We start from the raw sequence: 26,676 nt of genomic DNA on the forward strand, positions 1-26,676 counted from the left end.
GAGATGAGAATGAAAAATTTATTAGAGATTCATATATTACAAAACTTTGCACCGGCAAATTTGAATAGGGACGATACGGGCGCACCGAAGGACACAATGTTCGGAGAATTCCTCCGAGGGCGAGTAAGCAGTCAATCTTGGAAAAGATCGGTTAGAAAATATATAAGCGAGTTTCAGTTATTATCTAAGGAAGAACTTGCTACCCGAACGAAAAGACTTTCCAAAATCGTTGAAGACTGTCTGGTAGATAATTATTCTTTTAAGCGGGAAGAAGCGATTCCGATGGGTCAACTTGCGATTAATTGTATTCTAAAATCCGATCCTAAAAAACCCCACCTTTCGAAAACTCTTGTTTTTATTTCTCAAAACGAAGGCCGGGAATTTGCAAGGATTTGTAACGAAAATAAGGATCAATTGACCGAGTTTGCTTCCGAAACAAAACTAAAAGCTATGAATGAAATTCAAGAAGTAGAAGAAAGAATTGAAGATATTAAAAAAGAAAGCGAAAATGCGGAAGATGAAAAAGAGAAAGAAAAACTAAAAAAAGATTTAAAAGAGTTACAAGAAGAATTAAAGAAAAAAAAGAAAGACGCGGGAAAAACCGAAGTCCCGGCTGAAATTAAGAAAGAATTTAGTAAAGTAATTGGATCGGCAAGAAGATCGGTGGATATAGCCCTTTTTGGTAGAATGCTTGCCGAACTGAAACCGGAGAATGCGGATCGAGACAATGCGGCCTGCCAGGTGTCTCACGCTATTTCAACTAACGCAATTAAAAGAGAGTTTGATTTTTTTACGGCAGTCGATGAATTGAATCAAGACGACAGCGGCGCAGGTATGATGGGTACGGTCGAATTCAATTCATCGTGTTATTACCGTTATTCGTCGCTTGATATCGATAAATTATTCTACAATCTCAACCACGAAAAAGACGACGACCTTCCGATTCGAGGTATCGAAGCATTTCTAAAAGCTTTCGTTAAATCAAAGCCTACGGGCAAACAAAACACATTCGCAGCGCATAATGATCCGGACTACGTTGTGTTTACCGTTCGTCAAAATGCCGATCCGCGAAATTTGGCTAATGCTTTTGAAAAACCGATTGGGAAAAACGATTTAACGGATAAGTCTTTAACGGAGGTCTCTATTAACAGGTTTGAAACTAAGTGGGAAAAACTCGACAAAGCTTACGGGCAAGCAGGCAAAACATTTATTCTCAATTTAGCCGATGATACAAAATCAAAAGTGGGGACATCGGTAGATAGTCTTGATCATCTAATCCAACAGACCATTGCAGAAGTTAAGAAAAATATAAGAGGATAAGAATGTCGACACTTCTATTGAGACTTGCCGGTCCCTTACAATCCTGGGGAACACGAAGTCGTTTTGATGAAAGAGACACGGACTTAGAACCTTCCAAGTCCGGCGTTCTTGGATTAGTCAGTGCGTCGTTAGGTATTGAAAGAACGGATTGGGAAAAAAATTTAGAACCTCTTACCAAATTACGAATGGGGGTTCGTATTGATAAACCGGGCATCCTGCGCTATGATTATCATACGGCACAAGAAATCATTTCCGCCGACGAATCTAAAATTCATAGTACGGCTGTGACTAAGAGGTATTATCTGGCCGATGCTATGTTTTTAGTCGGCTTGGAAGGAGACGATAGTTTACTAGAAAAGATTCATCATTCTTTCTTAAATCCTGTATGGACTTTATCTTTAGGCAGAAAAGCATTTGTGCCTTCACCCGGAGTTTATTTAAAAGATGGCTTGGTCAAAAATAAATCACTGGAAGAAGCATTGGCGGCATATCCCTATTTACCAACGATCGAGAGTGATGAAAAAGACAAAATTAAAATCCCGGAAAGATTTCGTTATGTGTTAGAGGCGAAAACAATGGAAGGCTCAATTAGGATGGATCAATTAATATCTTCTTTTGCCGAAAGAAAGTTCGCTTCCAGATACGTGCAATTTGATTCTAAAAAATTAGGAGATCTACCTAAATGTTCCTGACCAAACTCGAGCTGAACGTCAAATCCCGAAAAACCGCCGACTGGCTCCGAAACCCTTATAATGTACATAAAGATTTATGGAAAGCTTTCCCGAGCGACCCGGCACAAAAACAAGAAGCCCCTTTTTTGTACAGATTCGATCTGAATCGAAATGAAACGTCGATCCAACCTAGAATATTAGTATTTTCTAAAATAAAACCCGACTGGAACGACGCGTTTGCAGATCGACCGGTTTTATTAGGTATTCCGCAAGTAAAAGATAATATTGATCCGAATTCTTTTATTCAAGAAGGTGCGATTTTCCGTTTTTCTCTGATTGCAAATCCTACTAAAAAAATTCTCAACTATCGGGCGCTTTTTGAAGAGGAACTCAAAGATTATCCCAAAGAATATTCCCGAGCCAAACATAAGGAATATATGGTAGGTAAGAGAAAATTAGAAGAATTGGTCGCCGCACTTCCTCAAGAAAAGAAAGACTCATTCCGTTTGGAAAAGAAAAAGAAACAGTTAAAAAATATGAAAAAAGTAGGAATTTATGAGGAACAAGAGCAGATCGAATGGCTGAAAAGACAGGGAAACAATCCGCGCTCGGCGGACTATAGCGCCGGTTTCGAACTCATTCAGACTGAAGTCAAAAATCAAAAGGGAGAAACCGATTATTGGAATTCGGCGTTTACCCACGGTCAAGAAATTTCGCGGTTTCAGATAACGCAAAAAAAAGACGAAGCCGGAATCATACACGATATCAAAATTCATACGGTCGCTTTTTCGGGCGTTTTACGAGTCACAAATCCGGGCGACTTTAAAAGAGCCTACGCCCAAGGGATCGGTTCGGGTAAGGCGTTCGGTTGCGGGATGTTACTTTTGGCGAGAGTCTAAGAGCTTGTTTCAAAATTATCCGATTTTATCAGAATCGCTGCGATTGTTTTGAGTTTTAGGGCAGACTCTGATTTTCCAATGGATTCAACGGGGCGTGTAGTTTAGAGGCGAGTTCATAATTTTCCTCCCGTAGTTCCGTTGATAAATGAACTTTTCTCTTTTGGTAAACGAATCGAATCGTTTTTGCTTTTGATCTATTGGATTTTTATGAATTGGTTGAATTGAATCCAATCGTTTTTTAGGGGTAAACATCATCGAAGACACGGTGCCGAATCGGCTTAGATCCGGCTCCTCGGAAACTTGTACTATTTCCTCGAATTCGTTTTCTTGTTTTTGTAATGCGGTTAATTGTTTGTCAATTTTTGCAATATCGTTTAGCTGCGGCATTCTTTGGATTTAACATTCCGAACACAGAAATTCGGTTTTTTTTCGTAAGTAAGAATTGAGATAATAGTCGATTGTATCTTGTTGCAATTTGAACATTTCATTTTTATCTCTTTCAAAGTAGAAAATTATAATTTTTTAATTTAACTTGAATTCTGCGTAACCAATGCGAAAGCGATTGAAGCGGAGTCAATAAATTGAAACTGAAGACGATATATCGTATAACGTTTCTTTCATGCAATTTATTGACTATAGCTGAAAGCGCGGTCCGGCCTGCCAAGGCCGGATTCGCCCAAACTTTCTTATACCGAATTCACGTTAATTTAATATTTTGCCAAATGAATCCTATGGTTCGATTTGTAAAAAAGTAAAAGCAAGTTTGTTTGGCGGAGTTAAATTTTATCCGAAGATGAAATTTTCGAATTATCTCTGAAAAATAAAAACGATTTTGAAATACATTTTTTTCTAATATTCCGATCTCTCAGTCCCGATTTTATACATGTTATGCGAAACCGAAATCTCCAAGAATTATCCAATTCGGTAGACAATCGTCTTCTTTTATTAGGTCCGGGAACCAACATTACATATTGGGTATTAAAAGAATTTTGGACAGTCGATGCTCCTTGTTTGGACCGGGGAAACGAAGTATGTTTTGATTTGGAACCCGATAACGGCGCTTGTCCCTTCCTAAACTTCGATTTTTTTTTGCGAAAAACAAAATCATTCCTAAGGAAAATGGATCAAACGACAATATTCCTTAGACATAATATTCAATTTTACTATACAAGTCTTTAGCCTATTCCCCACACACGTGGGGTTGAACCGTTCTCAGACGATTGAGTATCAGAGTTGACCTCCTATTCCCCACACACGTGGGGTTGAACCGACCAAATGCAGAAACGAAAAGTAAACTTAGAACTATTCCCCACACACGTGGGGTTGAACCGTGGTTTTCGCCTTGCATTATAACCCAACGATTCTATTCCCCACACACGTGGGGTTGAACCGATCCGGCTTGCTTCGGACCGAATGAGGATGTTCTATTCCCCACACACGTGGGGTTGAACCGTATTATAGGACCTTTTCGATTCATTTTAGGAACTATTCCCCACACACGTGGGGTTGAACCGAACGCTGATTCTTCCAAACAGTCGAATAAAAACTATTCCCCACACACGTGGGGTTGAACCGATTTGCCGTTGTCGCACTCGCTGTCAGAAAGCCTATTCCCCACACACGTGGGGTTGAACCGGTTTTGAATGGCGTGGACATTTTCACGGGCGCCTATTCCCCACACACGTGGGGTTGAACCGAGTGGGGGGAATATGATCATACTCCTAAAAGACTATTCCCCACACACGTGGGGTTGAACCGGACAATAACCGTGCGTATCGGATTGGTCACAACTATTCCCCACACACGTGGGGTTGAACCGAAAATCCTTCCGCGCTGTAGCTCACCTCGTTCTATTCCCCACACACGTGGGGTTGAACCGTCCAAATGATCCGAAACCAAGTTTCGGAAGTTCTATTCCCCACACACGTGGGGTTGAACCGCCAATGGCGCCGCAGTGCTCACGATGCTGCGACTATTCCCCACACACGTGGGGTTGAACCGTGATTTGAATCCGCTCCGAACTGCGGGTCTGACTATTCCCCACACACGTGGGGTTGAACCGGATCCTATGCGAGTAACACCTTCTCCGAGATCCTATTCCCCACACACGTGGGGTTGAACCGTGCCAATTTTTACCCCCGTTCGATAGTTAATACTATTCCCCACACACGTGGGGTTGAACCGGCAGATTGCGTATTTTTGACCAAACCTTTCTGCTATTCCCCACACACGTGGGGTTGAACCGCAGTGGGGAATTTTCCAACCAGACCCATTCTGCTATTCCCCACACACGTGGGGTTGAACCAAATCAAACCGCGGCGCGCTTCACAGATTATTCCTATTCCCCACACACGTGGGGTTGAACCGATCGAAGAAGACTGTTCTTGTTTTGTTTCCTCCTATTCCCCACACACGTGGGGTTGAACCGGGAAAAAAGCCGATTCTGATTATTCCAACAACTATTCCCCACCCACGTGGGGTTGAACCGACGATCTGCGTAGAGGTCACTTGGATAACCGGCTATTCCCCACACGTGGGGTTGAACCGACTATGGGGATGTCCAGATCGGAAGTCGAAAACTATTCCCCACACACGTGGGGTCGGATGGAAAACAGGATAGATTTTGATTTAAAAACCTAACCGCTAATTCCTAATTGCTAATCCCTAAAACGCACACGTGGGGTTGAACCGACAGAATGACAAAATTTTGCCGGTTTTTCCTACTATTCCCCACACACGTGGGGTTGAACCGGAAACATCCGGTCAAAACGTTTATCTTTTTCACTATTCCCCACACACGTGGGGTTGAACCGAAACATGCTTCCGAATGGATTGCAATCTATCACTATTCCCCACACACGTGGGGTTGAACCGTGAACCTGCACTATTCGCGGTATCAGACATTTCTATTCCCCACACACGTGGGGTTGAACCGTTTTGTTACGATAAAATAAATCGTTCCGTTAGCTATTCCCCACACACGTGGGGTTGAACCGAACCTTGCAAGCTCTTGCATCAGCAATCCAGACTATTCCCCACACACGTGGGGTTGAACCGATGAATTTCTGGGAGTAGGTGGTGAGGAAATCCTATTCCCCACACACGTGGGGTTGAACCGAGATTTGTCAGTCCGGGAGGCCGGACTGGTTACTATTCCCCACACACGTGGGGTTGAACCGTTCGTTTAAGGTATTGTCGAAAGTCTTCGGGTCTATTCCCCACACACGTGGGGTTGAACCGTTTTTACCGTGCGCGCCCGCCGTATGTCCGCCTATTCCCCACACACGTGGGGTTGAACCGCTGGGCGATCAAATTCGAACCGGTGAATCTTACTATTCCCCACACACGTGGGGTTGAACCGCATCGTAGGCTCTTTCACGTTCACTAAGATTTCTATTCCCCACACACGTGGGGTTGAACCGGCGAAGAAGTCCTCTACGGGGAAGTAGTTTTACTATTCCCCACACACGTGGGGTTGAACCGGTCGGGGAAGGCGGCCCGCGCTATTCCCCACACACGTGGGGTTGAACCGGACGGTGATCCTACGAAAGTTCGCGAACATTCCTATTCCCCACACACGTGGGGTTGAACCGAGTGGAAAAAGCTCGATTCTCAGATTAAAAAACTATTCCCCACACACGTGGGGTTGAACCATAATGAACCGAAGCGCCGCCTACGTTCTTGCCCTATTCCCCACACACGTGGGGTTGAACCGCGAAGGCCGCGAAAGATTCCGGCGCAATCTCCGCTATTCCCCACACACGTGGGGTTGAACCGAGCCGAAGAAATTTATCACGAAATCGCGGGAACTATTCCCCACACACGTGGGGTTGAACCGCTCTTGAATCGAATTATAACGAATCTTATCTCCTATTTTCCCCACACACGTGGGGTTGAACCGACGGACTTTTACACATCTCTCCACTTGATCCTCTATTCCCCACACACGTGGGGTTGAACCGAAAATCCTTCCGCGCTGTAGCTCACCTCGTTCTATTCCCCACACACGTGGGGTTGAACCGTCTGAAACAAATACAAGAAAACACCGTAATAGCTATTCCCCACACACGTGGGGGTTGAACCGTATTAAATTGGCTTAAACCACAAATTCAGGAACTATTCCCCACACACGTAGGGTCAGATGGAAAATAGGATAGATTTTGATTTAAAAACCTAACCCCTAACCCCTTGAAACCGTGGGGTCGGATGGAAAACAGGATAGATTTTGATTTAAAAACCTAACCGCTAATTCCTAATTGCTAATCCCTAAAACGTACACGTGGGGTTGAACCGTAGTTGGCGCGAATCGGGAGAAGAATATCTGCTATTCCCCACACACGTGGGGTTGAACCGCAATTGATGTTGCCTCCCAGGGTTACAAAAATCTATTCCCCACACACGTGGGGTTGAACCGACTGGTAAACCCGTTTTTAGTATGCCGACATTCTATTCCCCACACACGTGGGGTTGAACCGCGATAACACAATTCGTGCAAAAAGGCGAGCTTCTATTCCCCACACACGTGGGGTTGAACCGAATGCTGCCCTTGCGGCTGTGTAAGAAGATTGCTATTCCCCACACACGTGGGGTTGAACCGCTCGCGCGGATTCCTATTTCTATATCCATGCTCTATTCCCCACACACGTGGGGTTGAACCGAACACGTTCTTGGATTTGTCGAGCACTTCTTGCTATTCCCCACACACGTGGGGTTGAACCGTATTGCCCGAACAATCGCTCGATCCGCGGATTCTATTCCCCACACACGTGGGGTTGAACCGTAGAAGGGAAAGCTACTCGTGCGATCATAGGCTATTCCCCACACACGTGGGGTTGAACCGCTAAGGTTAGTTTATGTTTGCCTTCGAAGCCCCTATTCCCCACACACGTGGGGTTGAACCGTTTGATCTCCGCATTCGCCGCATCCAGCGCACCTATTCCCCACACACGTGGGGTTGAACCGTCTTGTGTTTTTGGTGTTACAGATCCAGTCGACTATTCCCCACACACGTGGGGTTGAACCGTCTTAAATTGGCTTAAACCACAAATTCAGGAACTATTCCCCACACACGTAGGGTCAGATGGAAAATAGGATAGATTTTGATTTAAAAACCTAACCCCTAGTTCCTAACCCCTAATCCCTTGAAACACACACGTAGGGTCGGATGGAAAACAGGATAGATTTTGATTTAAAAACCTAACCGCTAATTTCTAATCCCTAACCCCTTGAAACCGTGGGGTCGGATGGAAAACAGGATGGATTTTGATTTAAAAACCTAACCCCTAATTCCTAATCCCTAACCCCTTGAAACACACACGTAGGGTCGGATGGAAAACAGGATAGATTTTGATTTAAAAACCTAACCCCTAATTCCTAATCCCTAACCCCTTGAAACCGTGGGGTCGGATGGAAAACAGGATAGATTTTGATTTAAAAACCTAACCCCTAATTCCTAATCCCTAACCCCTTGAAACCGTGGGGTCAGATGGAAAATAGGATAGATTTTGATTTAAAAACCTAACCCCCTAGTTCCTAATCCCTAACCCCTTGAAACACACACGTAGGGTCAGATGGAAAATAGGATAGATTTTGATTTAAAAACCTAACTGCTAATTCCTAATTGCTAATCCCTTGAAACACACACGTGGGGTTGAACCGAATAAAACGGAAGCCGAATCCGAGTCGGCAAGCTATTCCCCACACACGTGGGGTTGAACCGAGAAAGTTTCGTTTTCTTATCAGTAGTTTGATCTATTCCCCACACACGTGGGGTTGAACCGAGCGTGACGCGCCTTTGTGTGTTCCATGCGTACTATTCCCCACACACGTGGGGTTGAACCGGCGAGTATTTGTAAGGAAAAATTTAGTGAGTGCTATTCCCCACACACGTGGGGTTGAACCGTCAAGCTCCTGATGGAAATCAAGGCGATCGGTCTATTCCCCACACACGTGGGGTTGAACCGGATTACTTCAGCGAGTTCGGGTGTAATATCTTCTATTCCCCACACACGTGGGGTTGAACCGTGATTAATGGTTATATCCCTCTGCACCGCGTCCTATTCCCCACACACGTGGGGTCAGATGGAAAATAGGATAGATTTTGATTTAAAAACCTAACCACTAATTCCTAATTGCTAACCCCTTGAAACGCACACGTGGGGTTGAACCGAAATGTTCACCTGATAGACGCATGGTCTCGGGCTATTCCCCACACACGTGGGGTTGAACCGAAATCCAACTTCGTTTGTGGCTTGCTGTTCTACTATTCCCCACACACGTGGGGTTGAACCGCCCCAGAGGTTATAAAAATGGACACTCCAAAACTATTCCCCACACACGTGGGGTCGGATGGAAAACAGGATAGATTTTGATTTAAAAACCTAACCGCTAATTCCTAATTGCTAATCCCTAAAACACACACGTGGGGTTGAACCGCGACAAGTGCGTTATGCTCCTATCTCGTGAAACTATTCCCCACACACGTAGGGTCGGATGGAAAACAGGATGGATTTTGATTTAAAAACCTAACCCCTAGTTCCTAATCCCTAACCCCTTGAAACACACACGTGGGGTTGAACCGAGCCGACGTTTAGAGACGCACAACTCGAACGTCTATTCCCCACACACGTGGGGTCGGATGGAAAACAGGATAGATTTTGATTTAAAAACCTAACCGCTAATTCCTAATTGCTAATCCCTAAAACGCACACGTGGGGTTGAACCGATGGCCGAGGAATTAATCAAACCAGAGGGATCCTATTCCCCACACACGTGGGGTTGAACCGCCGTGTCCGTTCTAATCCGCGACGCAGCGAACCTATTCCCCACACACGTGGGGTTGAACCGTGAGCGAAAAAAAGATATATTTTTAAAGCGTCCTATTCCCCACACACGTGGGGTCAGATGGAAAACCTCTCACGAAAAAAATCGAGGTTCGTTCTATTCCCCACACACGTAGGGTCAGATGGAAAATAGGATGGATTTTGATTTAAAAACCTAACCCCTAATTCCTAATTGCTAATCCCTAAAACACACACGTGGGGTTGAACCGAGCCGACGTTTAGAGACGCACAACTCGAACGTCTATTCCCCACACACGTGGGGTCGGATGGAAAACAGGATAGATTTTGATTTAAAAACCTAACCGCTAATTCCTAATTGCTAATCCCTAAAACGCACACGTGGGGTTGAACCGAGATTAGAAAAGTTGCAAATCCAAACTATGCACTATTCCCCACACACGTGGGGTTGAACCGTTGTTCTATAGGAGAGAACAAACTAAACGTTCCCTATTCCCCACACACGTGGGGTCGGATGGAAAACAGGATAGATTTTGATTTAAAAACCTAACCCCTAATTCCTAATCCCTAACCCCTTGAAACACACACGTGGGTCGGATGGAAAACAGGATAGATTTTGATTTAAAAACCTAACCCCCTAGTTCCTAATCCCTAACCCCTTGAAACAGTAGGGTCGGATGGAAAACAGGATAGATTTTGATTTAAAAACCTAATCCCTAATCCCTAACTCCTAGCCACTTGAAACCCCTAACCCCTTGAAACGCGAATTCATTTTTTGAATTTTATTCGTCTATTGAATGGATAAGAGTTCTTTGGAACTCGCACTTCCATTCGTTTTAACAAAAAAGCTAAAACGAAATCAATCGGATATAAACGCTGGTTTGCGGTCGTAGAATCGAATCGTAAAAGAAAAATAGGCAGAAATCATGAGTTCAAAAAAACCGTTCTTTCTGGGAATGAACTTTAATTTTCTAAAAATAGAAACTCGTATCTTTCTACCTTTTCTTTTGGGCTGCATCTTACTGATCCTTCTCCTCGGAATTTTACTCTTCTACTATCAAAAAAAGAATACGGATACGACCGCGATACGAAACGTAAAAACCGTCGCCGAACAGATGTTGGCGCTTCGGATTTATTATTCGGATAACATCGTAAACAAAGCGTTACAGGAAGGAACGGAAGTCACTTACAAATACAAAACCGTACCGAAAAGCATTCCTCTCCCGGCGACGATCGTGAAAGAATTCGGAGAACACCTAACGCATCAATTTGCGGGAATCCGAGTCGAGTTATACAGCGACTATCCGTTTCCCACTCGAGGCAAAAAAGGAGGTCTCGACGATTTTCAAAAAGAAGCCCTGATCCGTTTGCAAAAGGACCCGGAAATTCCCTACTACACGTTTCAAACGATCGATTCGATTCCTTACGTTCGATACGCGCTTGCGGATCGAATGCAAACCTCTTGTATTCAATGTCACAACACACATCCCGAATCTCCGAAAAAGGATTGGAAGGTCGGAGACGTCAGGGGAATTCTCGAAATCGGTATGCCGGTCAAAAAAACCGAAAGCGGCGCAGACATGATCTTATTTTCCACAGTAGCGATTCTGATCGGACTCGGAACGATTTTCATCGTCAATCATACGAGAAACAAAGAAAACGAAACCATGATCCTGGAACTCAATGCAAACTTGGAACAAAAAGTGAAGACTAGAACGGCGGAACTTGCAAAATCAAACGAGGATCTCGTAAACGCGGTGGATAGTCTCGAAAAATTAATGCGAAATCTCCGGGATACTCAAAATCAGCTTGTGTTTTCCGAAAAATTAGCCGCCTTAGGTCAGTTAGCTGCCGGAGTCAGCCACGAGTTGAACACTCCTCTCGGTGCGATTTCTTCGTCCTCAAGAACCGTATCGGAAGTAGTAAATCACGAATTGAAAAACGTTCCTTCCTTACTTTCGAGTTTAAGCCCGGAAGATTCGGAACGTTTCACTACGATCTTGGAAGAAAGTTTGAAACACATATCCGAATCTTCAATTCTTTCCAATCGAGGAATTTGGCGGGAGTTGGCGGCCGATCTGGAAAAGTCCGGAATTAAAAATCCGAACCTGATCTCTCGTACGGTAACGGATCTGGGTATACACAAATTAGGAGATGATTTGATTCCTTTATTACAATCGGAAAAAATCGCCGAAATTCTCACGGCGGTAACTTCCTTTATCACCATCGTTCGAGTAAACAACGTAATTGGAATCGCGACGGATAAGGCTTCCAGAGTCGTAAGCGCTCTTAAGAGTTATCTGCGTCCGGAAACGGAAACCACGGACGGAGAACTTTCCGCCGTCGACATTCGGACCGAAATCGAAAACATCCTCATACTGTACCATCATAAATTGCACTACGGAATCGAGGTCGTAAAAAATTACGGAACCGACAAACGATGTTTAGGCGAAGCGGACAAATTGAATCAAGTATGGATCAATCTTCTCAACAACGCCCTTCAATCCATGAACTACAAGGGAAAAATAGAAATTACGACGGAAGAACGGGACTCTTGGATCGTGGTTTCCTGGACGGACTCGGGAGCGGGAATTCCGGAAGCGATTCAAGACAAAATTTTCGATCCTTTTTTTACGACCAAAAAACACGGAGAAGGTATGGGGCTCGGACTTGACATTTGTAAAAAAATCATCGAAAATTTCGGCGGCAAAATCGAGTTCCAATCCGCACCCGGTCGAACAAAATTCAGCGTATGGCTTAGAGCCGCATAACACGTGTTAGGGGAAGATACGGAATTGGATTTAACAAACGAACCGAACGTGATCCTCTGTGTGGACGACGAACCGATCATTTTGATTTCATTGGTGCAGGAATTGAAAAATAAACTCGGTCACGAGTTTATTTTCGAAACGGCCCAGGACGCGATCGAAGGTTTGGAAGTGATAGACGAGTTGTTTTCAAACGGAACGAAAGTGGTCTTAATCGTTTCGGACTGGCTGATGCCGATTACGAACGGAGACGAGTTCTTAATCAAGGTGCATAAAAAATATCCCGGAATCCCTTCCATCCTCGTTACGGGGCATATCGAAGAGGGAATTTTCGATAAGGTTCAAAAAGAAGCGGGGACGTTCGCCGTCCTCCACAAACCTTGGAACTCGGAGGAATTATTAAAAGTCGTCCGTAAACTCTGTTACCATTCGACCGATTGAGTGGCGGTTTCATCACTTAACGTTCTTGGGTACAAAAAATACCGCGGAATTATTTTCCACCGAACGAGTTCTTATGGGATATAACAACGATTACTCGAGCCACATTTTCAAAAAGAAAACAATCGTATTTTAGAATATTCTCGGATTCTCCATCTACGAACCTCCGATTTTGAAAACGAAAGATCTTAAAAAAATATAAAAACGATCCGTTTCGTTTTTTTGATTTGATTTTTATCGTCCAACTTCTTACTTAAAATTATCTTCTTAAATCGAATCAAAAAACGGTATTCGGAGTTTCTTATAAACTCCAAATTTCGGGCGAATCGTTCTTTCCATCTTCGCAAAAGCCGAACTCCGCTGCGGAAAACCGAATATCCGAATATATTTTTTTCAGTGGACGTTTTGTCTAAAGAAGTAAAAGTAAATTCGTAATGAAATTATAATTCCGTTATAAGAAGGATAAAAACCACAAAAAGAAAAATACACGTTATTCGCGCTTGATTGCAAACGAGCCGTAAGATCAAAAAAGTATGGATAAACCTAAAACCAATCACAATTCGAGAGTCGTAATAACCGGAATCGGAGTCATTCTTCCGAACACGTATTCGGTGGATACGTTTTGGAAAAATCTTTCCGAAGGGAACTCGCAGATAAATACGATCACTCGGTTTCAAACCGACGACATGCCCGTAAAAGTCGCGGCGGAGATGAACGACTTTGAATGGAAAAAGTTCCTACCCGATTTGGACGAAAAATACGCAAAACATTACAATCTCGAAACGTTCGCGATTATGGCCGCGATGGAAGAAGCGAGGAAAGACGCAAAATTGGAAAAGGATTCCGTGGATCCTTCCAAGGTCGGCTTTATCGATTCCTCTTCGAGGTCTTCTCTCGCATGGTGGGAACACGCTTGGGAAATCTATCACGAAGAAAAAAATCTAAACGTCTTCGATCGTTATTCCGTTCTCACTTCGATGTCTTCCAATCCGACCAACCTTACCGCAATCTACGCGAACATACAAGGATTTGTGACTACGATCACCGCGGCCTGCGTCGGCGGTCATCACGCGATCAGTCTTTGTTATCAAGCGATTCGTAAAGGAAGAGCGGAAGTCATGTATGCGGGAGGTCACGAGTTTCCTCTCATCAAACCTCTGATGATGATGTATTCCGATCCCGCGAGTTCGGTTATGTCCTCCGAAAAGGACAATCCGAAATCGGCGATCAAACCATACGATAGAAATCGGGACGGATTTATATTAGGAGAAGGAGCCGCCGTTCTCTGTTTGGAAAGAATGGATCACGCGATCGCAAGAGGCGCGAAAATTTACGCGGAAGTTTTGGGAACCTTCAGTTACAACGAAGCGGATCACGCGATGAGAATGGATCTTTCCGGTAAAAAGGCCGCGACCGGTTTAAACCGACTTATGAAAATCAGCGGCCTCAAACTCGGAGATATCGATTATTTCTGCGGACACGGAACCGCGACGGTTAACAACGATATGGCGGAAAGTCGCGCTCTTAAAATTTTATACAACGGACTTGCTCGGAATAAATGGGCGCCCCTCGGTTCCATCAAACCGATCTTCGGCCATACGTTCGGAGCGGCGGGAATCATCAATGTCGCCGCAACGGCTTTGATGCTCGAAAAACAAATCATCTGTCCCACGATCAATCTCAAGGACGTGGACCCGGAATGCGATCACGATCATATTACGGAAGGTGCAAGAAAGGTTCGACTTCGAAACGCGATTTCGATGGCCTTTGCGATCGGAAGTCAGTCTTCCTTCGTAAGCCTAACCGCGCCGGATCTTCTATAAGGAAAACAAAATGGAATTCGACAAACTGTTTAGACAATACGATTATTTAAAAAAGTTAAGATCGGTTCTCTATTATCAGGGTGCGGTGACTCACGAAATTCTCGGAAATCTTACCGAAATTCTCAAAGATAGAATTGCAAACGAAAAGAGGAAGAATAAGATCCTTAACGTGTTTGTGGAAATGGCTCAAAACGTAAGCCACTATTCTTTGGAAAAGGAAGCGGGTTACGGAGTCGGTTTGATTTTAGTCAAAGAAAAAAATCATATCCTAAAACTTTCCACCGCAAACTTTCTGAGCGCGGAAACGGCGTCCTCGCTTCGGACAAAATTGGATCATTTTTTAACCCTCACCGAAGAGGAAGTGAAGGAATTGTATCTGGAAAAAATCAAGGGAGAAAGACCCGAGTACAGCAAGGGCGCCGGTTTGGGTTTTTTGGAAATATTAAGAAAATCTGATTTTCCGTTTCGTTCGTCCTTCGAAAAAACTCCGAACGGAAATTTCTTTTTTACTCTTACGGTTTTCTTTCGTTTGGGATAAATTTCCAAGGTTCGGAAAGGGAAAGCGGCATTTCCCGGACTTCGATCACGATTACGGAAGTATTGTCCTTGGTCATTCTTAGGTTCGCCTCTTCCGAAAGATGATAACAAGCCTCTTTCACGTTGGACGAATTTTTTAAGATCTCCTCCAGATCGTCTATTTTGATGACGTCCGTCAAACCGTCCGTACAAAGTAAAATCCGATCTCCGGCGCTTAACGAATTCGTAATATCGAAAAGATCCATCTGAAGATCGGCCGTTCCCCCGCCGATACAACTCGTGATGTAACTTCTCGAATTCTGATTTCCCCCGATCGGACCCGCAAAGGAATGATCGACCGTAATTTTGCGAATTCCCTTATGGGAAAAATGATACGCCCTGCTGTCTCCCATGTTGAAAACAAGAGCCTTTCTTTTTCCGAATAGAATGCCGACTAACGTGGCTCCCATTCCCAGTTTTCCGGTCGCCTTGGCGTGATCGTTGATTTCGTGATTGATGATGCCGAACAAACTCTGCCAACCGGAGCGGGACAATTCTTCCAAAGGCTGAATGGCCCTTTCCGTCCACGCGAGTTTTTCAAGCGTCATACGACTTGCGATTTCTCCGGAGATATGTCCGCCCATTCCGTCCGCAAGCGCGAGGATCAGAGGAGACTCCCGAACGCCGGAAGAGGAAAAAGAACCCGAAACCGTTCCGGCTACGATCTCTCCGGATACATACATCGAATCCTCGTTATGCGAACGAAAATTTCCCTTTTCCGTAATGCCAAAATAGTTGATAATCATGGAGAAATGTTTGGAATTGAAATAAACTCCGAAATTATATTATAAAAATGTCATTGACTGACTTCAAGAACAAATCCGGATTCCCTTCTTTTTTAAGATAAACCGTTTTTTCATCCCGATCGTATGAGCACTCCGATTGCATTCAAAAATCCGAATCCTTTCGGTAAAATTTCCATTCAAATTACCGAATGAAGAGATCGATTCTAGGGCGTATTTTAAAATCGAACCGCGTCCTTTCCGTTCCTGTTTTCCATCCAAAGATTTTTCTTCTTTCATTTCGCGGAATATCCTCCGTCCACAGGAATCGCCGTTCCCGTGATAAAGGAAGAATCCTCGCCGCAAAGCCAAACCACCGTCTTTGCAATTTCTTCCGGAGTAGCGATCCGATGCAGAGGATGCAGTTTTACGAGTTGTTGTTCCGCTTCCGCCGGATCCTTGGCGAGATGAAAAAGTTCGTCTAAAATTTCGGTCTTAACCGCACCCGGACAAATCGCGTTGACCCTAATATTTTTTTTTGCGTATTCCAAAGCCGCGCTTTTTGTAAGTCCGACAACTCCGTGTTTTGCGGCCGCATAAGGATTGATTCCTACAACTCCGTTGATTCCGGAAATCGAAGAAACGTTCACAACCGCTCCTCCTCCCACCTTGATCATTTCGGGAATTTGATACTTCATCGAAAGCCAGATCCCTTTGAGATTCACGTTAACCACATTGTCCCACACATTCTCCGGATATTCGTGTAAGGGATGATTGAGTCCCATGATTCCGGCGTTGTTGATCCCGAAATCCAGTCTCCCGAATTTTTCCAAAGCGGTGTCGACCACCTTTTTGACCTGTTCCCCCGAAGTTACGTCGCAGACCACAAAATACGCTTCTCCGCCTTGAATCCGAACCGCGGATTCCAACTTTTTTCCCTCTTCGACTCTACGACCGCAAAACACGACTTTGACGCCCTTCGAAACGAATTCGTTTACGACCGCTTTTCCGATTCCGGTGCTTCCTCCGGTCACTACGGCGACCTTGTTTTTCATCGTATTCTCCGATTAGTATATTATAATTTTAGAATTTACTCTAAATCAGTTTTCTCGTCTTTCCGTTTCGGACCCGGACCAGATATTTTTTTAAATGTCCGTTGATGGATTCCAAATCGGATAATTCCGTTTCGACGGAACCGATTCCCAAATCCTGCGTGAGGATCAAAAGATATCTGAGCTCTTCGAGATGCACTTTGGCCTTTAAAATATTTTTGATCTTTTCCGACGGAATTCTGCTTCCCCAAGCTCCCGCAATGGAAACGGGTAAAAGAATCCCGACGGAACGGATATGTTCGAGAAGGGCCCCGTGTTCTTTCATTCCGGGTTTTTTCTCTTTGTTTTCAAAAGAGTATAACTTAAGGATGAGACCGTGAGCCAGTCGCAAAACTTCCAGCCGATCGAAGTGAGTCGAACGTTGTTGTCCGCGTTCCTCCGTACTTCCGACTTTAGGAGACGGATACGTAGGAATTTTTCTTTCGCTGAAAATTTTTCGAAAACCTTCGGGAACGGGTATTACTCTACGGATAGAATAATCGAAAAATAGAACGCGGATTTTTACGAGCGCTACTTTCTCCCTTCTTTGATCCTTGGAAAGACGGAACGTGAGATCGAAAGATTTTTCCTCCAGGTTGTCCAATACGACGTCTATCTTGACCCGATCGTTATAGAGTAATTCCCCTTGATAGAGAATTTTGGCATTGGCGAAGATGATACTCTTTCCGTAAATATCCGTTACCGAAAAACCGAGATATTGAAAGAACTGAAGATGCGCTTCCATCACGATATCGAGAATGGACGCAAAAGATACGTGAATGTCCAGAGCGAGGTCCGTTTTGCGTATGGATAACTCCGTTGAAAAATGATAGTTCTCCGGAAATTCAATCTGTATATCTGTCATTGTTTATGGACTGAACCTCTGAATCGGGACATAAAAACCTTTCCTTTTGTTTTGCGAAGAAACATCCCTCAAGAGTTACGCGTTTCCGTTATCCGATCCGGCCGGCCATCTCTAAAAGATCACTCGGGAAACTCAAAACATCTTATAAAATCATTTCATACTATTCGAATCTTCTTTTCGACTTCAAAAACAAAGTCATATGAAAAATGCGGAACCGTCCCGTTTCTTCTCATTCTTAATTTCGGTTTTTAGAATATCCGTCTTAAATCGATTCCGAGTTTTGTTTCAATTTATAAAAAAGTTCTTGCTATAACATTCTTAAAAGTAAATCTTTTTACAGTTACGACGGGCTTCAATCCATTCGGCGTTTGCCGAAGCAAGAATTGTATAAAAAATATTTACAAATTCTTAAAAAAGAAATTTTTTTATAACGAACCTTTTTCCGGTAAACGCTTTAGCAAGAAAGATTCGGTAGGAAATGTCCGTCATATCCATACAGATCGGGAAACATAGAATCATTGGAAAAAAGCGCGAAGATCTTTAAAAATCCCGATGATATGATTCGAGAAACGGTAAGTCCGGGAATGTATCTGCATCTTTCGGCGACTATGTCCAGACCCAACGCGCTCATCTATTCCCTCGCCCGTTGTTTTCAATATTCAAATCCGGAATTCGTCATCAGCATGGCGGGAATTCATTCCAGCGCGCACGCGCTTACGATCTCAAAAATCGTAAAAAGAATGATCACGGGTTTTGCGGGAGACAATTATCCGAAACCCTCGCCTAATTCATTATATTCTAATTTACTGGAAGGTAAACCGTTCGAACTCGAACTCTGGTCCCTTCTCAGCATCGTTCAAAGGTTGATGGCGGGTGCGATGCGGCTTCCGGGTTTTATCACCAACTCCCTTTTGGGAAGCGATCTGATTTTGGACAAGTTGGGCAACACCGCATTTTTATTTCCCGATCCCAAACATCGCGGCACGAACGGCTCTCATCCTCCGAATTATAAAGGTAAAAAAGGCGTGGATCTGGTTTACATTCTCCCCTTAAATCCGGACCTCACTCTTTTACACGCGGTCGTGGGAGACGAGGAAGGAAATCTGGTTCTCTGCCCTCCGAGCGGGGAAAGAGATTGGGGAGCGCTCGCCGCCAAACAAGGAGTGATCGCGACGGTGGAAAAAATCGTTCCCAGAGGTTCCCTTCCTGCCGAACTCGTTACGATCCCGGGCAATCGTGTCAAAGCGATTTCCGTGGCGGAATTCGGCGCCCATCCCCAATCCCTGCGCGTCCACAATTTGAAGGGAGTTTCCGCTTTCGAGGGGCTTTCCACCTATCTGGACGACTACGAATTTCAAATCGAAGCCAACGAAGCGGCTAACGCACCTTCTCGTGCGGAAAAATGGTATGCAGATTTTGTAAACTTACAAGGCGGTCACTCGGAATATCTGGAACGTCTGGGAAACGTTCGTCTTAAGAAATTAAAAAACATTCCCGAAGAAAACAAAGCCGTCCGTCCGGAAGATCCGAAAACCGTGAACGACTCGGAGCAAATGATCATTCTCGCCGCAAGAGCGATTCAAGAATACGTCAAAACCAAAGGTTATAAAACGATTCTCGCGGGTATCGGAGCCGCTCATATCTCGGCTTGGACCGCGGCCCGATTTTTGGAGCAAGAAGGAATTTCAGTCAAGGTCATCACGGAACTCGGTTTTTTTTCGATGAAGCCGCACACGGGAGACGTTTTTCTTTTCAGCCAACTGCATACCAAAGATTGCACGATGCTTTCCGACATCACGGGTATTTTGGGAACCGTGGTTCCCGATCACTGCCTAGGTGTTTTAGGCGCGGCGGAAGTGGATTGGTTCGGCAATATCAACTCCACAAAAACTTCCAAAGGAAAATTTCTTGTGGGTTCGGGCGGAGCCAACGACATCGCGGCGGTCGCGGATTGTATCGTGGTCGCAAAGGCAAATCGGGGAAGATTTGTGAAACACGTTAGTTACATTACTTCGGTGGGAGACAGAGTGATGGAAGCGGTCTGTCAATTCGGTAGATTTCAAAGAACTCCCAACTCGGATCACGTTTTCGAGTTTTCCCATTGGATCTCGCCTCCTTCCGACGAAGAAATGGAACCGGAGGAAGCGGTATTACGTTATACGTCTTGGCTCCCTCCGGACGAGGACATTCCTCTCAAACGGGAACCTCCGGTTACCTCGGAAGAACTGACCGTTTTACGCGAATTGGATCCGGAAAAGATCTACATAGAACAATTTATGGTATATACAAGACTTCCGTAATAAAATGAAATTTGAATTTACTAGAGGCCCTTTATGAGCGGAAAGAATTTATCGTCGAACGGAATCGGTATCGCCGGTTTCGGTCATTATTTTCCGGAAAAAATCGTTACCAACGACGAGATCCGCTCCCGTCTGAAATTTCCGGAAATGCATCCCGCGGAAAAAGCGGTGATCGGTAACATAGGAGTCAACGAAAGAAGAAGAGCCGGCGAAACGGAAACCGTTATGTTTATGGCCGCAAAGGTCGCGGAGATGGCTCTGAAAGACGCCGGAAAAAAACCGGAAGACGTGGATCTTTACATTCTCGCAAACTGGACGGATCGTTATTATCTCCCCGATCTAGCTCCGCAAGCGTCCAAACTTTCGGGGACTACAAACGCGCTCGCTTTCGACGTTAGCACCGCTTGCACCGGATTTGTTCACGGAGTTCAAACCGCATCCGCGTATTTGGGAACTGGAAAATTTAAAAACGCTCTTGTAATCGGAAGCGAACGTTTTTCCGTCAGAACAAGAATGGGAGGTTACGGAGAATTTACGGCGGGAGACGCGGCTGCGGGAGTTTTTTTGGAGCACACGGGCGATAAAAATTCCGGAATCATCGATTGCTTTTTACAAGACGACGGAGACTTGGCGGGAATCATCGTAACCGGTCCCCCTCCTTCGAGTTACGTGAAAAGTTATCCGGAACTCGTTACGAACGCGGCCGATCTCACTCTCAAGTCCATGGATCTACTTTTGGAAAAAAACGGTCTTACCGTTGACGACGTGGATTGGGTCGTTCCTCATCCCGGTACGGACGTGGTCGTTCAGGACGTTCTCAAAAGGACGAAGTTCCCGAGGGAAAAAATTCTTATGAACTTCGAAAGAATGGGAAACACTTCCGCGGCCTCGATCCCCGTTGTTTTATCAGAATATTATTATAAAGGAAAATTCAAAAAAGGAGATGTATTCCTCACCCCCGCCGTAGGAGGCGGGTTTTATTGGGGAGGACTCTTATTTCGTCTTTGAACGAATATAAGAAAACCGATATATATGAAAATAGATGGTTACGAAATCAAAGAGAGAATGAACACCGACTCGTCTACGGAGGTTTATAAAGCGGTACGATCCAAGGACGGAACCGAAGTCGTAGTCAAATACATTCCGATTTTGGACGAATTGCACCCTGCGGTGGTCAATCTTAGAAACGAATACGAAATTCTAAGTTATCTCGCCTCCGAAAAAATGATTCACGCGTTCGGAATGGAAAAAATTCCGGAAGGTTTTATACTGATCTTGGAATTCGTTCCCGGAGATTCCCTCAAACATTTTTCCGGGAAAAAACCGGGCAACTTAAACGACTTCTTCAAAATCGCGATCGACCTCGCGGAAAAACTCGGAGAAATCCATAATAAAAAAGTAATACACAAGGATCTTAAACCGGACAATATCATATTCAATCCGGTTACGGAAGTTTTAAGAATCGTGGACTTCGGAATTTCCACCCGACTTTCCAAGGAAGAAACTTCCTGGTCCAATCCGAACCGCCTCGAAGGAAGTATCCACTACGTTTCTCCGGAACAAACGGGTAGAATGAACCGTTCCGTGGATTACAGAAGCGATTTTTATTCTCTCGGAGTCACTTTCTACGAACTTCTCACCGGAAAACTTCCTTTTGAAAGCGAGGACCTTTTGGAACTCGTTCACTTCCATCTCGCAAAATCTCCGGTCGATCCTCGTAAAGTCCGAGGCGAAATTCCGGAAGCCCTTTCTCATGTCGTATTAAAACTTCTCTCAAAAACCGCGGAGGAAAGATACCAAACGTCGGAAGGACTCAAATCGGACTTGGAGATCATTCGGGACCAATGGTTGGAGTCCGGGGACGCTCCCGCTTTTCCTCTGGGCGCCAGGGATTATTCCCACGAATTCAAAATCCCTCAAAAACTCTACGGAAGAGAGGGATACATTCAAGCGTTGTTAAACGAATTCAAACGTATGACGGAAACCGGAAGGACGAGTGTCGTTCTGATCGCGGGTTATTCCGGCGTAGGCAAATCCTCCCTTGTCAAAGAGATCAACAAACCGCTCACCGAATCGAAAGGATATTCCATTTCCGGAAAATTCGATCAGTACAACCGTAACGTTCCCTTCAGCGCTATCATTCAAGTATTCTCCAATTTGATCGAACAAATTCTGACGGAATCCCCTGAAAGAATCGAAGACTGGAAAAACAAAATCAAAACCGCCTTAGGCGCGAACGGAAAAGTTATAACCGACGTTTTGCCCGAACTCGAGTTCATCATCGGGGAACAACCCCCCGTCGCGGAGTTGGGACCTCAGGAAAACGCGAACCGTTTTTATTTGGTATTTCAGAATTTTATCAAGATCTTCGCCGATCAGGATCATCCGCTCGCGATCTTTTTGGACGATTTACAATGGGCGGACACACCTTCTTTGGAGCTTGTCAAAAATCTGATCGAAGACGCTTCCGTAAATTATATTTTCTTAATATTAGCTTACAGAGACAACGAAGTGGATTCCACACATCCTTTCTCAGCCCTGATTACGGGTTTGGAAAGGGAAGGATTTCGTCCGGATAAAATCCTTCTCAAACCCCTAAGTCTGGAAAACGTGAACGAACTTTTATCGGACAGTTTACGCAGACCCGCCGAAGAAACCATAAATTTCGCGGAGGTTGTATTTTCCAAAACGAGAGGGAATCCGTTTTTTATCAACGAACTGTTAAAACAATTGTCCAAAGAGGAAATCATCTTTTATCAAAAGGGAAATTCCACGATTTTGGGAAGATGGATCTGGAATCTTGAAAAAATCAAAGAGACGGAAATTTCGGATAACGTGGTAGATCTTCTCGTCAAAAGGATCAAAAAACTTTCTCCCCGCACCCAAGAGACCTTAAAACTCGCTTCTTGTATCGGAAGTAATTTCGATCTCGCAATCCAATCCAAAATTTTAGGCGTAACGTTAAAGGAAACCGCGGCGGCGCTTATGGAAACCATGGAAGAGGAATTGATCGTTCCGATCGGAGACAACTATCGTCTCGTAGATTCGATGGTCGAAATCGAAAAAAATAAGGATAAGAATTTTCAGACCGCAAAGTCGATTCAATTCCGATTTCAACACGACCGTGTGCAACAAGCGAGTTACGAACTTCTAAACGAGGATCAAAAAAAGTCCTTACGACTTCAGATCGGAAGAATCCTTCTCGAAAACTTAAACGAAAAGGCTTTGGAGGATTCGATCTTCGACGTGGTAAACCACTTGAACACGGGCTCCGCACTCATCGTCGAAAATTCCGAAAAAAGAAAATTACTAGAATTGAATATTCAAGCCGCTCAAAAAGCGAAACTTTCCGCCGCTTACAAACCCGCAATGTTGTATTCCGAAAAAGCGAAAGAACTTCTATTTTCCCTTTCTAAAACGAAAAAAGACGACAAGGAACTTTGGGAAAAGGAATACGAGATCACGTATTCGGTTTACAAAGAACTCGCAGAAATTCTTTATCTCAACGGTAACTTCGAAGAATCCCAGGAGACGATTCAAAATATTTTAAAACAGGCAAAAACTCCCGTGGAACAAGCGGAAGCCTACAACTTGCTGATGATCGAATATTCGGCCCAAGGTAAATACGACCTCGCCATGCCGACCGTGATTAAGGCCCTAAAACCTTTGGGGATTGAACTTCCCGTTTCCGGTTTCGACAAGGTTGTAAAAAAAGAAATCGAAGAGGCGAAAAAAAATCTAAAAGGTCGAAGCGTAACATCGTTGTTAGACGCTCCTTTGATGAAGGACCTCCATCATATCTGGGCCGTAAATCTTTTAATCAGCGCGATCCCGATGGCTTACAACAAGGAACCCGCTCTTTTTCCGGTGATCTGTTTGAAGATGGCGAACCTTTTGTTGAAATACGGAAACCTTTCCGACTCGTACGGTTATTCCTGTTACGGTATGGTCCTCGTCAGTCAGTTAAACGACTACAAAGGCGCGTATGATTTTTGCGAACTCGCGGTTAAACTCAGCGAAAAATATTTAAACTCGGGCGGATATACAAAAGCCGCGAACATCCTCGCCAACTATTCGTCCTCTTTCGTAAAACACCTGAAATTTTCGGAAGATATCAACATCAAATGCGTTCAATCCGCTTTGGATTCGGGGGAGTTTTTACACGGAAGTTACGCCGCTATGAACGATGCGTCTAACGTAATGTTCCAAGGAAAAAATCTGGAAATCCTAAAACCCAAGATCAATCAACTTCTCAAGTTCGTCAGAAAGGTAAAAAACAATCTTGCGATCGATACGATCCTCGGAACCACTCTCATTCTTTCCAACCTTAGAGGGGAAACCGGAAGTCATCTCGACTTCTCCTCCGCCGAGTATCTTGAAAAAGAATACATCGATCTGTGCAACGATCATCAAAGTTTGGCTCCGATCTGTACCTTTAAGGTGATGAAGGTTCGTTCGCTTTTGATGTACGGAGAATATCAACTCGCGCTTCAGGAAGCGGAAGAAACAAACGGAATGATTCTCTATTTGGGAGGTCAGTACGGTCCGCTCGAACATAACTTCTTATATTCACTCGCTTTAGCCGCGAACTACAAAAAAGTTTCCCCCGATCTTAAGAAGGAATATCTTAAAAAGATTCGGGAAAATCAAAAACATCTTCTGACTCTGGCCGAAAGTTGTCCCGAAAACTTTTATCACAAATATCTTCTCGTGGACGCCGAACTCGCGAGACTGGAATACAAAAATTGGAAGGCGGCCAGGACCTACGAAGCGGCGATCCGAGAGGCGAGAAAGAACGAATTTCAAAACGACGAAGCGCTCGCCTGCGAGAACGCAGCGATGTTCTGGCTCTCCAAAGGTAGCGTTAAAATCGCGGGAGAATTTATCAACGAAGCGTTTCATCGTTACGGCCTTTGGGGAGCCAACCTCAAACAAAGTATGCTCAAGTCCAAGTTTCCGGAATTTATTCGGGAAAGGGGAACCGGAATTTTACGCACCCACCGAACGATTTCCAGTACGACCGCCACCGCAACCGAAATGTATTCGGGTCAAACGCTGGATCTTCAATCCGTATTAAAAAGTTCCACCGCGATTTCCGGAGAGATTAAACTGGAAAATCTCCTGGACAAATTGATGAAGATCGTGATCGAAAACGCGGGAGCACAACGCGGAGTTTTGATCTTGAAAAAAGAGGGAAAACTTTATGTGGAAGCCGAGGGTTCGATTTCCAAAGACGACGTCGAAGTATTGACGGGTATTCCCCTCGGTAGCAGCAAAAATCTTCCGATCTCTCTCATCTACTACGTGGAAAGAACCAAGGAAAATCTTGTCTTAAGAAACGCGCACCAGGACGAGAAGTTTAACAAAGACGAATATATTAAAAATTCCAAAACGAAATCGATCCTCTGCGCGCCCGTGATCAAACAGGGGGAAATTTCCGGAATTCTCTATCTCGAAAATAATCTTTCGGAAGGCGCTTTCACTTCGGATCGACTTCAGATCATGAACATTCTTGCCTCTCAAGCCGCGATCTCCATCGACAACGCGTTACTCTACGCGAACATGGAAGAGAAGGTCAGGGAAAGAACCAGGGAATTGGCTCAAGCGAACGCGGATCTGGAACTCAAGAATCAGCGTATCACGGATAGTATTACATATTCTTTGAATATTCAACAGGCGATTCTTCCTTCGAACGACACTCTCGCGAAAAACTTACGCGAACAGTTCGTTCTTTTCAGACCGAAAGACATCGTATCGGGAGACTTCTACTGGTTCAGTAAAAAAGAAGGATCGATTTTTCTCGCGGCGGTCGATTGTACTGGACACGGAGTTCCCGGCGCGTTAATGTCAATGATAGGCAATACGTTGCTGAACCAAATCGTAAACGAAGCGGGAATCAAAGATCCGGGTAAGGTTTTGGAACACCTAAACCGAAACGTTCGACAAGCATTAAAACAAGACACGTTAGGCGCAAACTCTTTGGACGGAATGGATATCTGTTTCTGTAGAATCGACGAGGATAAAGTTCTGTTTGCAGGCGCCAAAAGACCGCTCTATTTCTCAAAGGGTGATAAGATCGAAGAAATTAAAGGCGATAGACATTCGATCGGCGGAAGACAAAAAGAGGATTCCAGAACGTATTCCACTCACGAAGTGAAATTGGAAAAGGGAAAGTCCGTCATGTTCTATCTCACGACGGACGGTTATATGGATCAACCGAATCCACAAAGACAAAGGATCACGAGTAAGGGACTGATCTCCCATTTGCAAAACGTCCTTACCCTATCCGCACACGAACAAAAGGAACGACTATCCTCCTTTTTGGACGAATACCAAGCGGGAGAGGCTCAGAGAGACGATATAACTTTGATCGGATTTAGAATCTGACCAAGCGAACAAAATA

General features: G+C 44.5%; 14 protein-coding genes and 4 CRISPR repeat arrays. Of the genes, 10 read left to right on the plus strand and 4 right to left on the minus strand.

Features of this window, described 5'->3' with window-relative positions; translation table 11 throughout:
- The first annotated feature begins 9 nt into the window (after positions 1 to 9).
- The 7 genes from cas7e to LEP1GSC060_RS08370 all read left to right on the plus strand — a co-directional run bounded on the left by cas7e (position 10) and on the right by LEP1GSC060_RS08370 (position 15,257).
- Positions 10 to 1,320, plus strand: coding sequence for a type I-E CRISPR-associated protein Cas7/Cse4/CasC (gene cas7e / locus LEP1GSC060_RS08330; protein WP_003000772.1), 1,311 nt, complete (start codon positions 10 to 12; stop codon positions 1,318 to 1,320).
- Between the two features lie 2 nt (positions 1,321 to 1,322).
- The gene (gene cas5e / locus LEP1GSC060_RS08335) at positions 1,323 to 2,012 is read left to right on the plus strand and encodes a type I-E CRISPR-associated protein Cas5/CasD (RefSeq protein ID WP_003001000.1); all 690 of its coding nucleotides are present in this window, start codon (positions 1,323 to 1,325) and stop codon (positions 2,010 to 2,012) included.
- A complete protein-coding gene (gene cas6e, locus LEP1GSC060_RS08340; protein ID WP_003000880.1) occupies positions 2,003 to 2,890 on the plus strand; it encodes a type I-E CRISPR-associated protein Cas6/Cse3/CasE in 888 nt (295 codons plus the stop codon). The genes cas5e and cas6e overlap by 10 nt, the downstream gene beginning before the upstream one ends.
- Positions 2,891 to 4,070: 1,180 nt before the next feature.
- Positions 4,071 to 5,379: direct repeats of the CRISPR family, unit length 29 nt; unit sequence CTATTCCCCACACACGTGGGGTTGAACCG.
- Between the two features lie 234 nt (positions 5,380 to 5,613).
- Positions 5,614 to 6,974: direct repeats of the CRISPR family, unit length 29 nt; unit sequence CTATTCCCCACACACGTGGGGTTGAACCG.
- 240 nt (positions 6,975 to 7,214) lie between these two features.
- A CRISPR array of direct repeats spans positions 7,215 to 7,914; the repeat unit is 29 nt; unit sequence CTATTCCCCACACACGTGGGGTTGAACCG.
- 666 nt (positions 7,915 to 8,580) lie between these two features.
- Positions 8,581 to 8,976: a CRISPR direct-repeat array (repeat unit 29 nt; unit sequence CTATTCCCCACACACGTGGGGTTGAACCG).
- A gap of 1,640 nt (positions 8,977 to 10,616) precedes the next feature.
- Complete coding sequence (locus LEP1GSC060_RS08355) at positions 10,617 to 12,461, plus strand: ATP-binding protein (protein ID WP_036095856.1); 1,845 nt, start codon at positions 10,617 to 10,619, stop codon at positions 12,459 to 12,461.
- A gap of 24 nt (positions 12,462 to 12,485) precedes the next feature.
- The gene (locus tag LEP1GSC060_RS08360; RefSeq protein WP_003001055.1) at positions 12,486 to 12,899 is read left to right on the plus strand and encodes a response regulator; all 414 of its coding nucleotides are present in this window, start codon (positions 12,486 to 12,488) and stop codon (positions 12,897 to 12,899) included.
- Between the two features lie 530 nt (positions 12,900 to 13,429).
- Positions 13,430 to 14,719 (plus strand): beta-ketoacyl-[acyl-carrier-protein] synthase family protein, encoded by a 1,290-nt coding sequence (locus tag LEP1GSC060_RS08365; RefSeq protein ID WP_003001027.1) that lies wholly within the window; start codon positions 13,430 to 13,432, stop codon positions 14,717 to 14,719.
- 10 nt (positions 14,720 to 14,729) lie between these two features.
- Positions 14,730 to 15,257 (plus strand): SiaB family protein kinase, encoded by a 528-nt coding sequence (locus LEP1GSC060_RS08370; protein ID WP_003000953.1) that lies wholly within the window; start codon positions 14,730 to 14,732, stop codon positions 15,255 to 15,257.
- Here LEP1GSC060_RS08370 and LEP1GSC060_RS08375 read toward each other — a convergent pair.
- The 4 genes from LEP1GSC060_RS08375 to LEP1GSC060_RS08390 all read right to left on the minus strand — a co-directional run bounded on the left by LEP1GSC060_RS08375 (position 15,232) and on the right by LEP1GSC060_RS08390 (position 17,973).
- On the minus strand, positions 15,232 to 16,041 hold the full coding sequence (locus LEP1GSC060_RS08375; protein WP_003001245.1) for a PP2C family protein-serine/threonine phosphatase: 810 nt from the start codon (positions 16,039 to 16,041) through the stop codon (positions 15,232 to 15,234). The two genes, LEP1GSC060_RS08370 and LEP1GSC060_RS08375, sit on opposite strands and share 26 nt — an antisense overlap.
- 63 nt (positions 16,042 to 16,104) lie before the next feature.
- On the minus strand, positions 16,105 to 16,317 hold the full coding sequence (locus tag LEP1GSC060_RS08380; protein WP_003001304.1) for a hypothetical protein: 213 nt from the start codon (positions 16,315 to 16,317) through the stop codon (positions 16,105 to 16,107).
- On the minus strand, positions 16,314 to 17,072 hold the full coding sequence (locus LEP1GSC060_RS08385; RefSeq protein ID WP_003001074.1) for a glucose 1-dehydrogenase: 759 nt from the start codon (positions 17,070 to 17,072) through the stop codon (positions 16,314 to 16,316). The genes LEP1GSC060_RS08380 and LEP1GSC060_RS08385 overlap by 4 nt, the downstream gene beginning before the upstream one ends.
- Before the next feature lie 40 nt (positions 17,073 to 17,112).
- A complete protein-coding gene (locus tag LEP1GSC060_RS08390) occupies positions 17,113 to 17,973 on the minus strand; it encodes an acyl-CoA thioesterase (protein WP_003001251.1) in 861 nt (286 codons plus the stop codon).
- Between the two features lie 518 nt (positions 17,974 to 18,491).
- Between LEP1GSC060_RS08390 and LEP1GSC060_RS08395 the strand changes: the two genes are divergently transcribed.
- The 3 genes from LEP1GSC060_RS08395 to LEP1GSC060_RS08405 are packed head-to-tail and all read left to right on the plus strand — an operon-like array spanning position 18,492 to position 26,660.
- Positions 18,492 to 20,273, plus strand: coding sequence for a CoA-transferase (locus LEP1GSC060_RS08395; RefSeq protein WP_003001146.1), 1,782 nt, complete (start codon positions 18,492 to 18,494; stop codon positions 20,271 to 20,273).
- Between the two features lie 33 nt (positions 20,274 to 20,306).
- Positions 20,307 to 21,281 carry a ketoacyl-ACP synthase III gene (locus tag LEP1GSC060_RS08400; RefSeq protein ID WP_003001199.1) on the plus strand — a complete coding sequence of 325 codons (975 nt, stop codon included), beginning with the start codon at positions 20,307 to 20,309 and terminating at the stop codon, positions 21,279 to 21,281.
- Between the two features lie 24 nt (positions 21,282 to 21,305).
- Positions 21,306 to 26,660, plus strand: a complete 5,355-nt coding sequence (locus LEP1GSC060_RS08405) for an AAA family ATPase (RefSeq protein ID WP_003000833.1) — start codon at positions 21,306 to 21,308, stop codon at positions 26,658 to 26,660.
- Positions 26,661 to 26,676 lie beyond the last annotated feature (16 nt).

It is taken from the genome of Leptospira weilii serovar Ranarum str. ICFT, from assembly GCF_000332415.1.
In the GTDB taxonomy this organism is placed as follows: Bacteria; Spirochaetota; Leptospiria; order Leptospirales; family Leptospiraceae; genus Leptospira; species Leptospira weilii_A.

Bases quoted from the DNA above. Each gene is read 5' to 3' on its own strand.
- LEP1GSC060_RS08400 (WP_003001199.1), top strand. From the start codon at position 20,307: ATGAGCGGAAAGAATTTATCGTCGAACGGAATCGGTATCGCCGGTTTC.
- LEP1GSC060_RS08355 (WP_036095856.1), top strand. From the start codon at position 10,617: ATGAGTTCAAAAAAACCGTTCTTTCTGGGAATGAACTTTAATTTTCTA.
- LEP1GSC060_RS08405 (WP_003000833.1), top strand. From the start codon at position 21,306: ATGAAAATAGATGGTTACGAAATCAAAGAGAGAATGAACACCGACTCG.
- LEP1GSC060_RS08385 (WP_003001074.1), bottom strand. From the start codon at position 17,072: ATGAAAAACAAGGTCGCCGTAGTGACCGGAGGAAGCACCGGAATCGGA.
- LEP1GSC060_RS08380 (WP_003001304.1), bottom strand. From the start codon at position 16,317: ATGAAAGAAGAAAAATCTTTGGATGGAAAACAGGAACGGAAAGGACGC.
- LEP1GSC060_RS08370 (WP_003000953.1), top strand. From the start codon at position 14,730: ATGGAATTCGACAAACTGTTTAGACAATACGATTATTTAAAAAAGTTA.
- cas6e (WP_003000880.1), top strand. From the start codon at position 2,003: ATGTTCCTGACCAAACTCGAGCTGAACGTCAAATCCCGAAAAACCGCC.
- cas7e (WP_003000772.1), top strand. From the start codon at position 10: ATGAAAAATTTATTAGAGATTCATATATTACAAAACTTTGCACCGGCA.
- LEP1GSC060_RS08390 (WP_003001251.1), bottom strand. From the start codon at position 17,973: ATGACAGATATACAGATTGAATTTCCGGAGAACTATCATTTTTCAACG.
- LEP1GSC060_RS08365 (WP_003001027.1), top strand. From the start codon at position 13,430: ATGGATAAACCTAAAACCAATCACAATTCGAGAGTCGTAATAACCGGA.
- LEP1GSC060_RS08375 (WP_003001245.1), bottom strand. From the start codon at position 16,041: ATGATTATCAACTATTTTGGCATTACGGAAAAGGGAAATTTTCGTTCG.
- cas5e (WP_003001000.1), top strand. From the start codon at position 1,323: ATGTCGACACTTCTATTGAGACTTGCCGGTCCCTTACAATCCTGGGGA.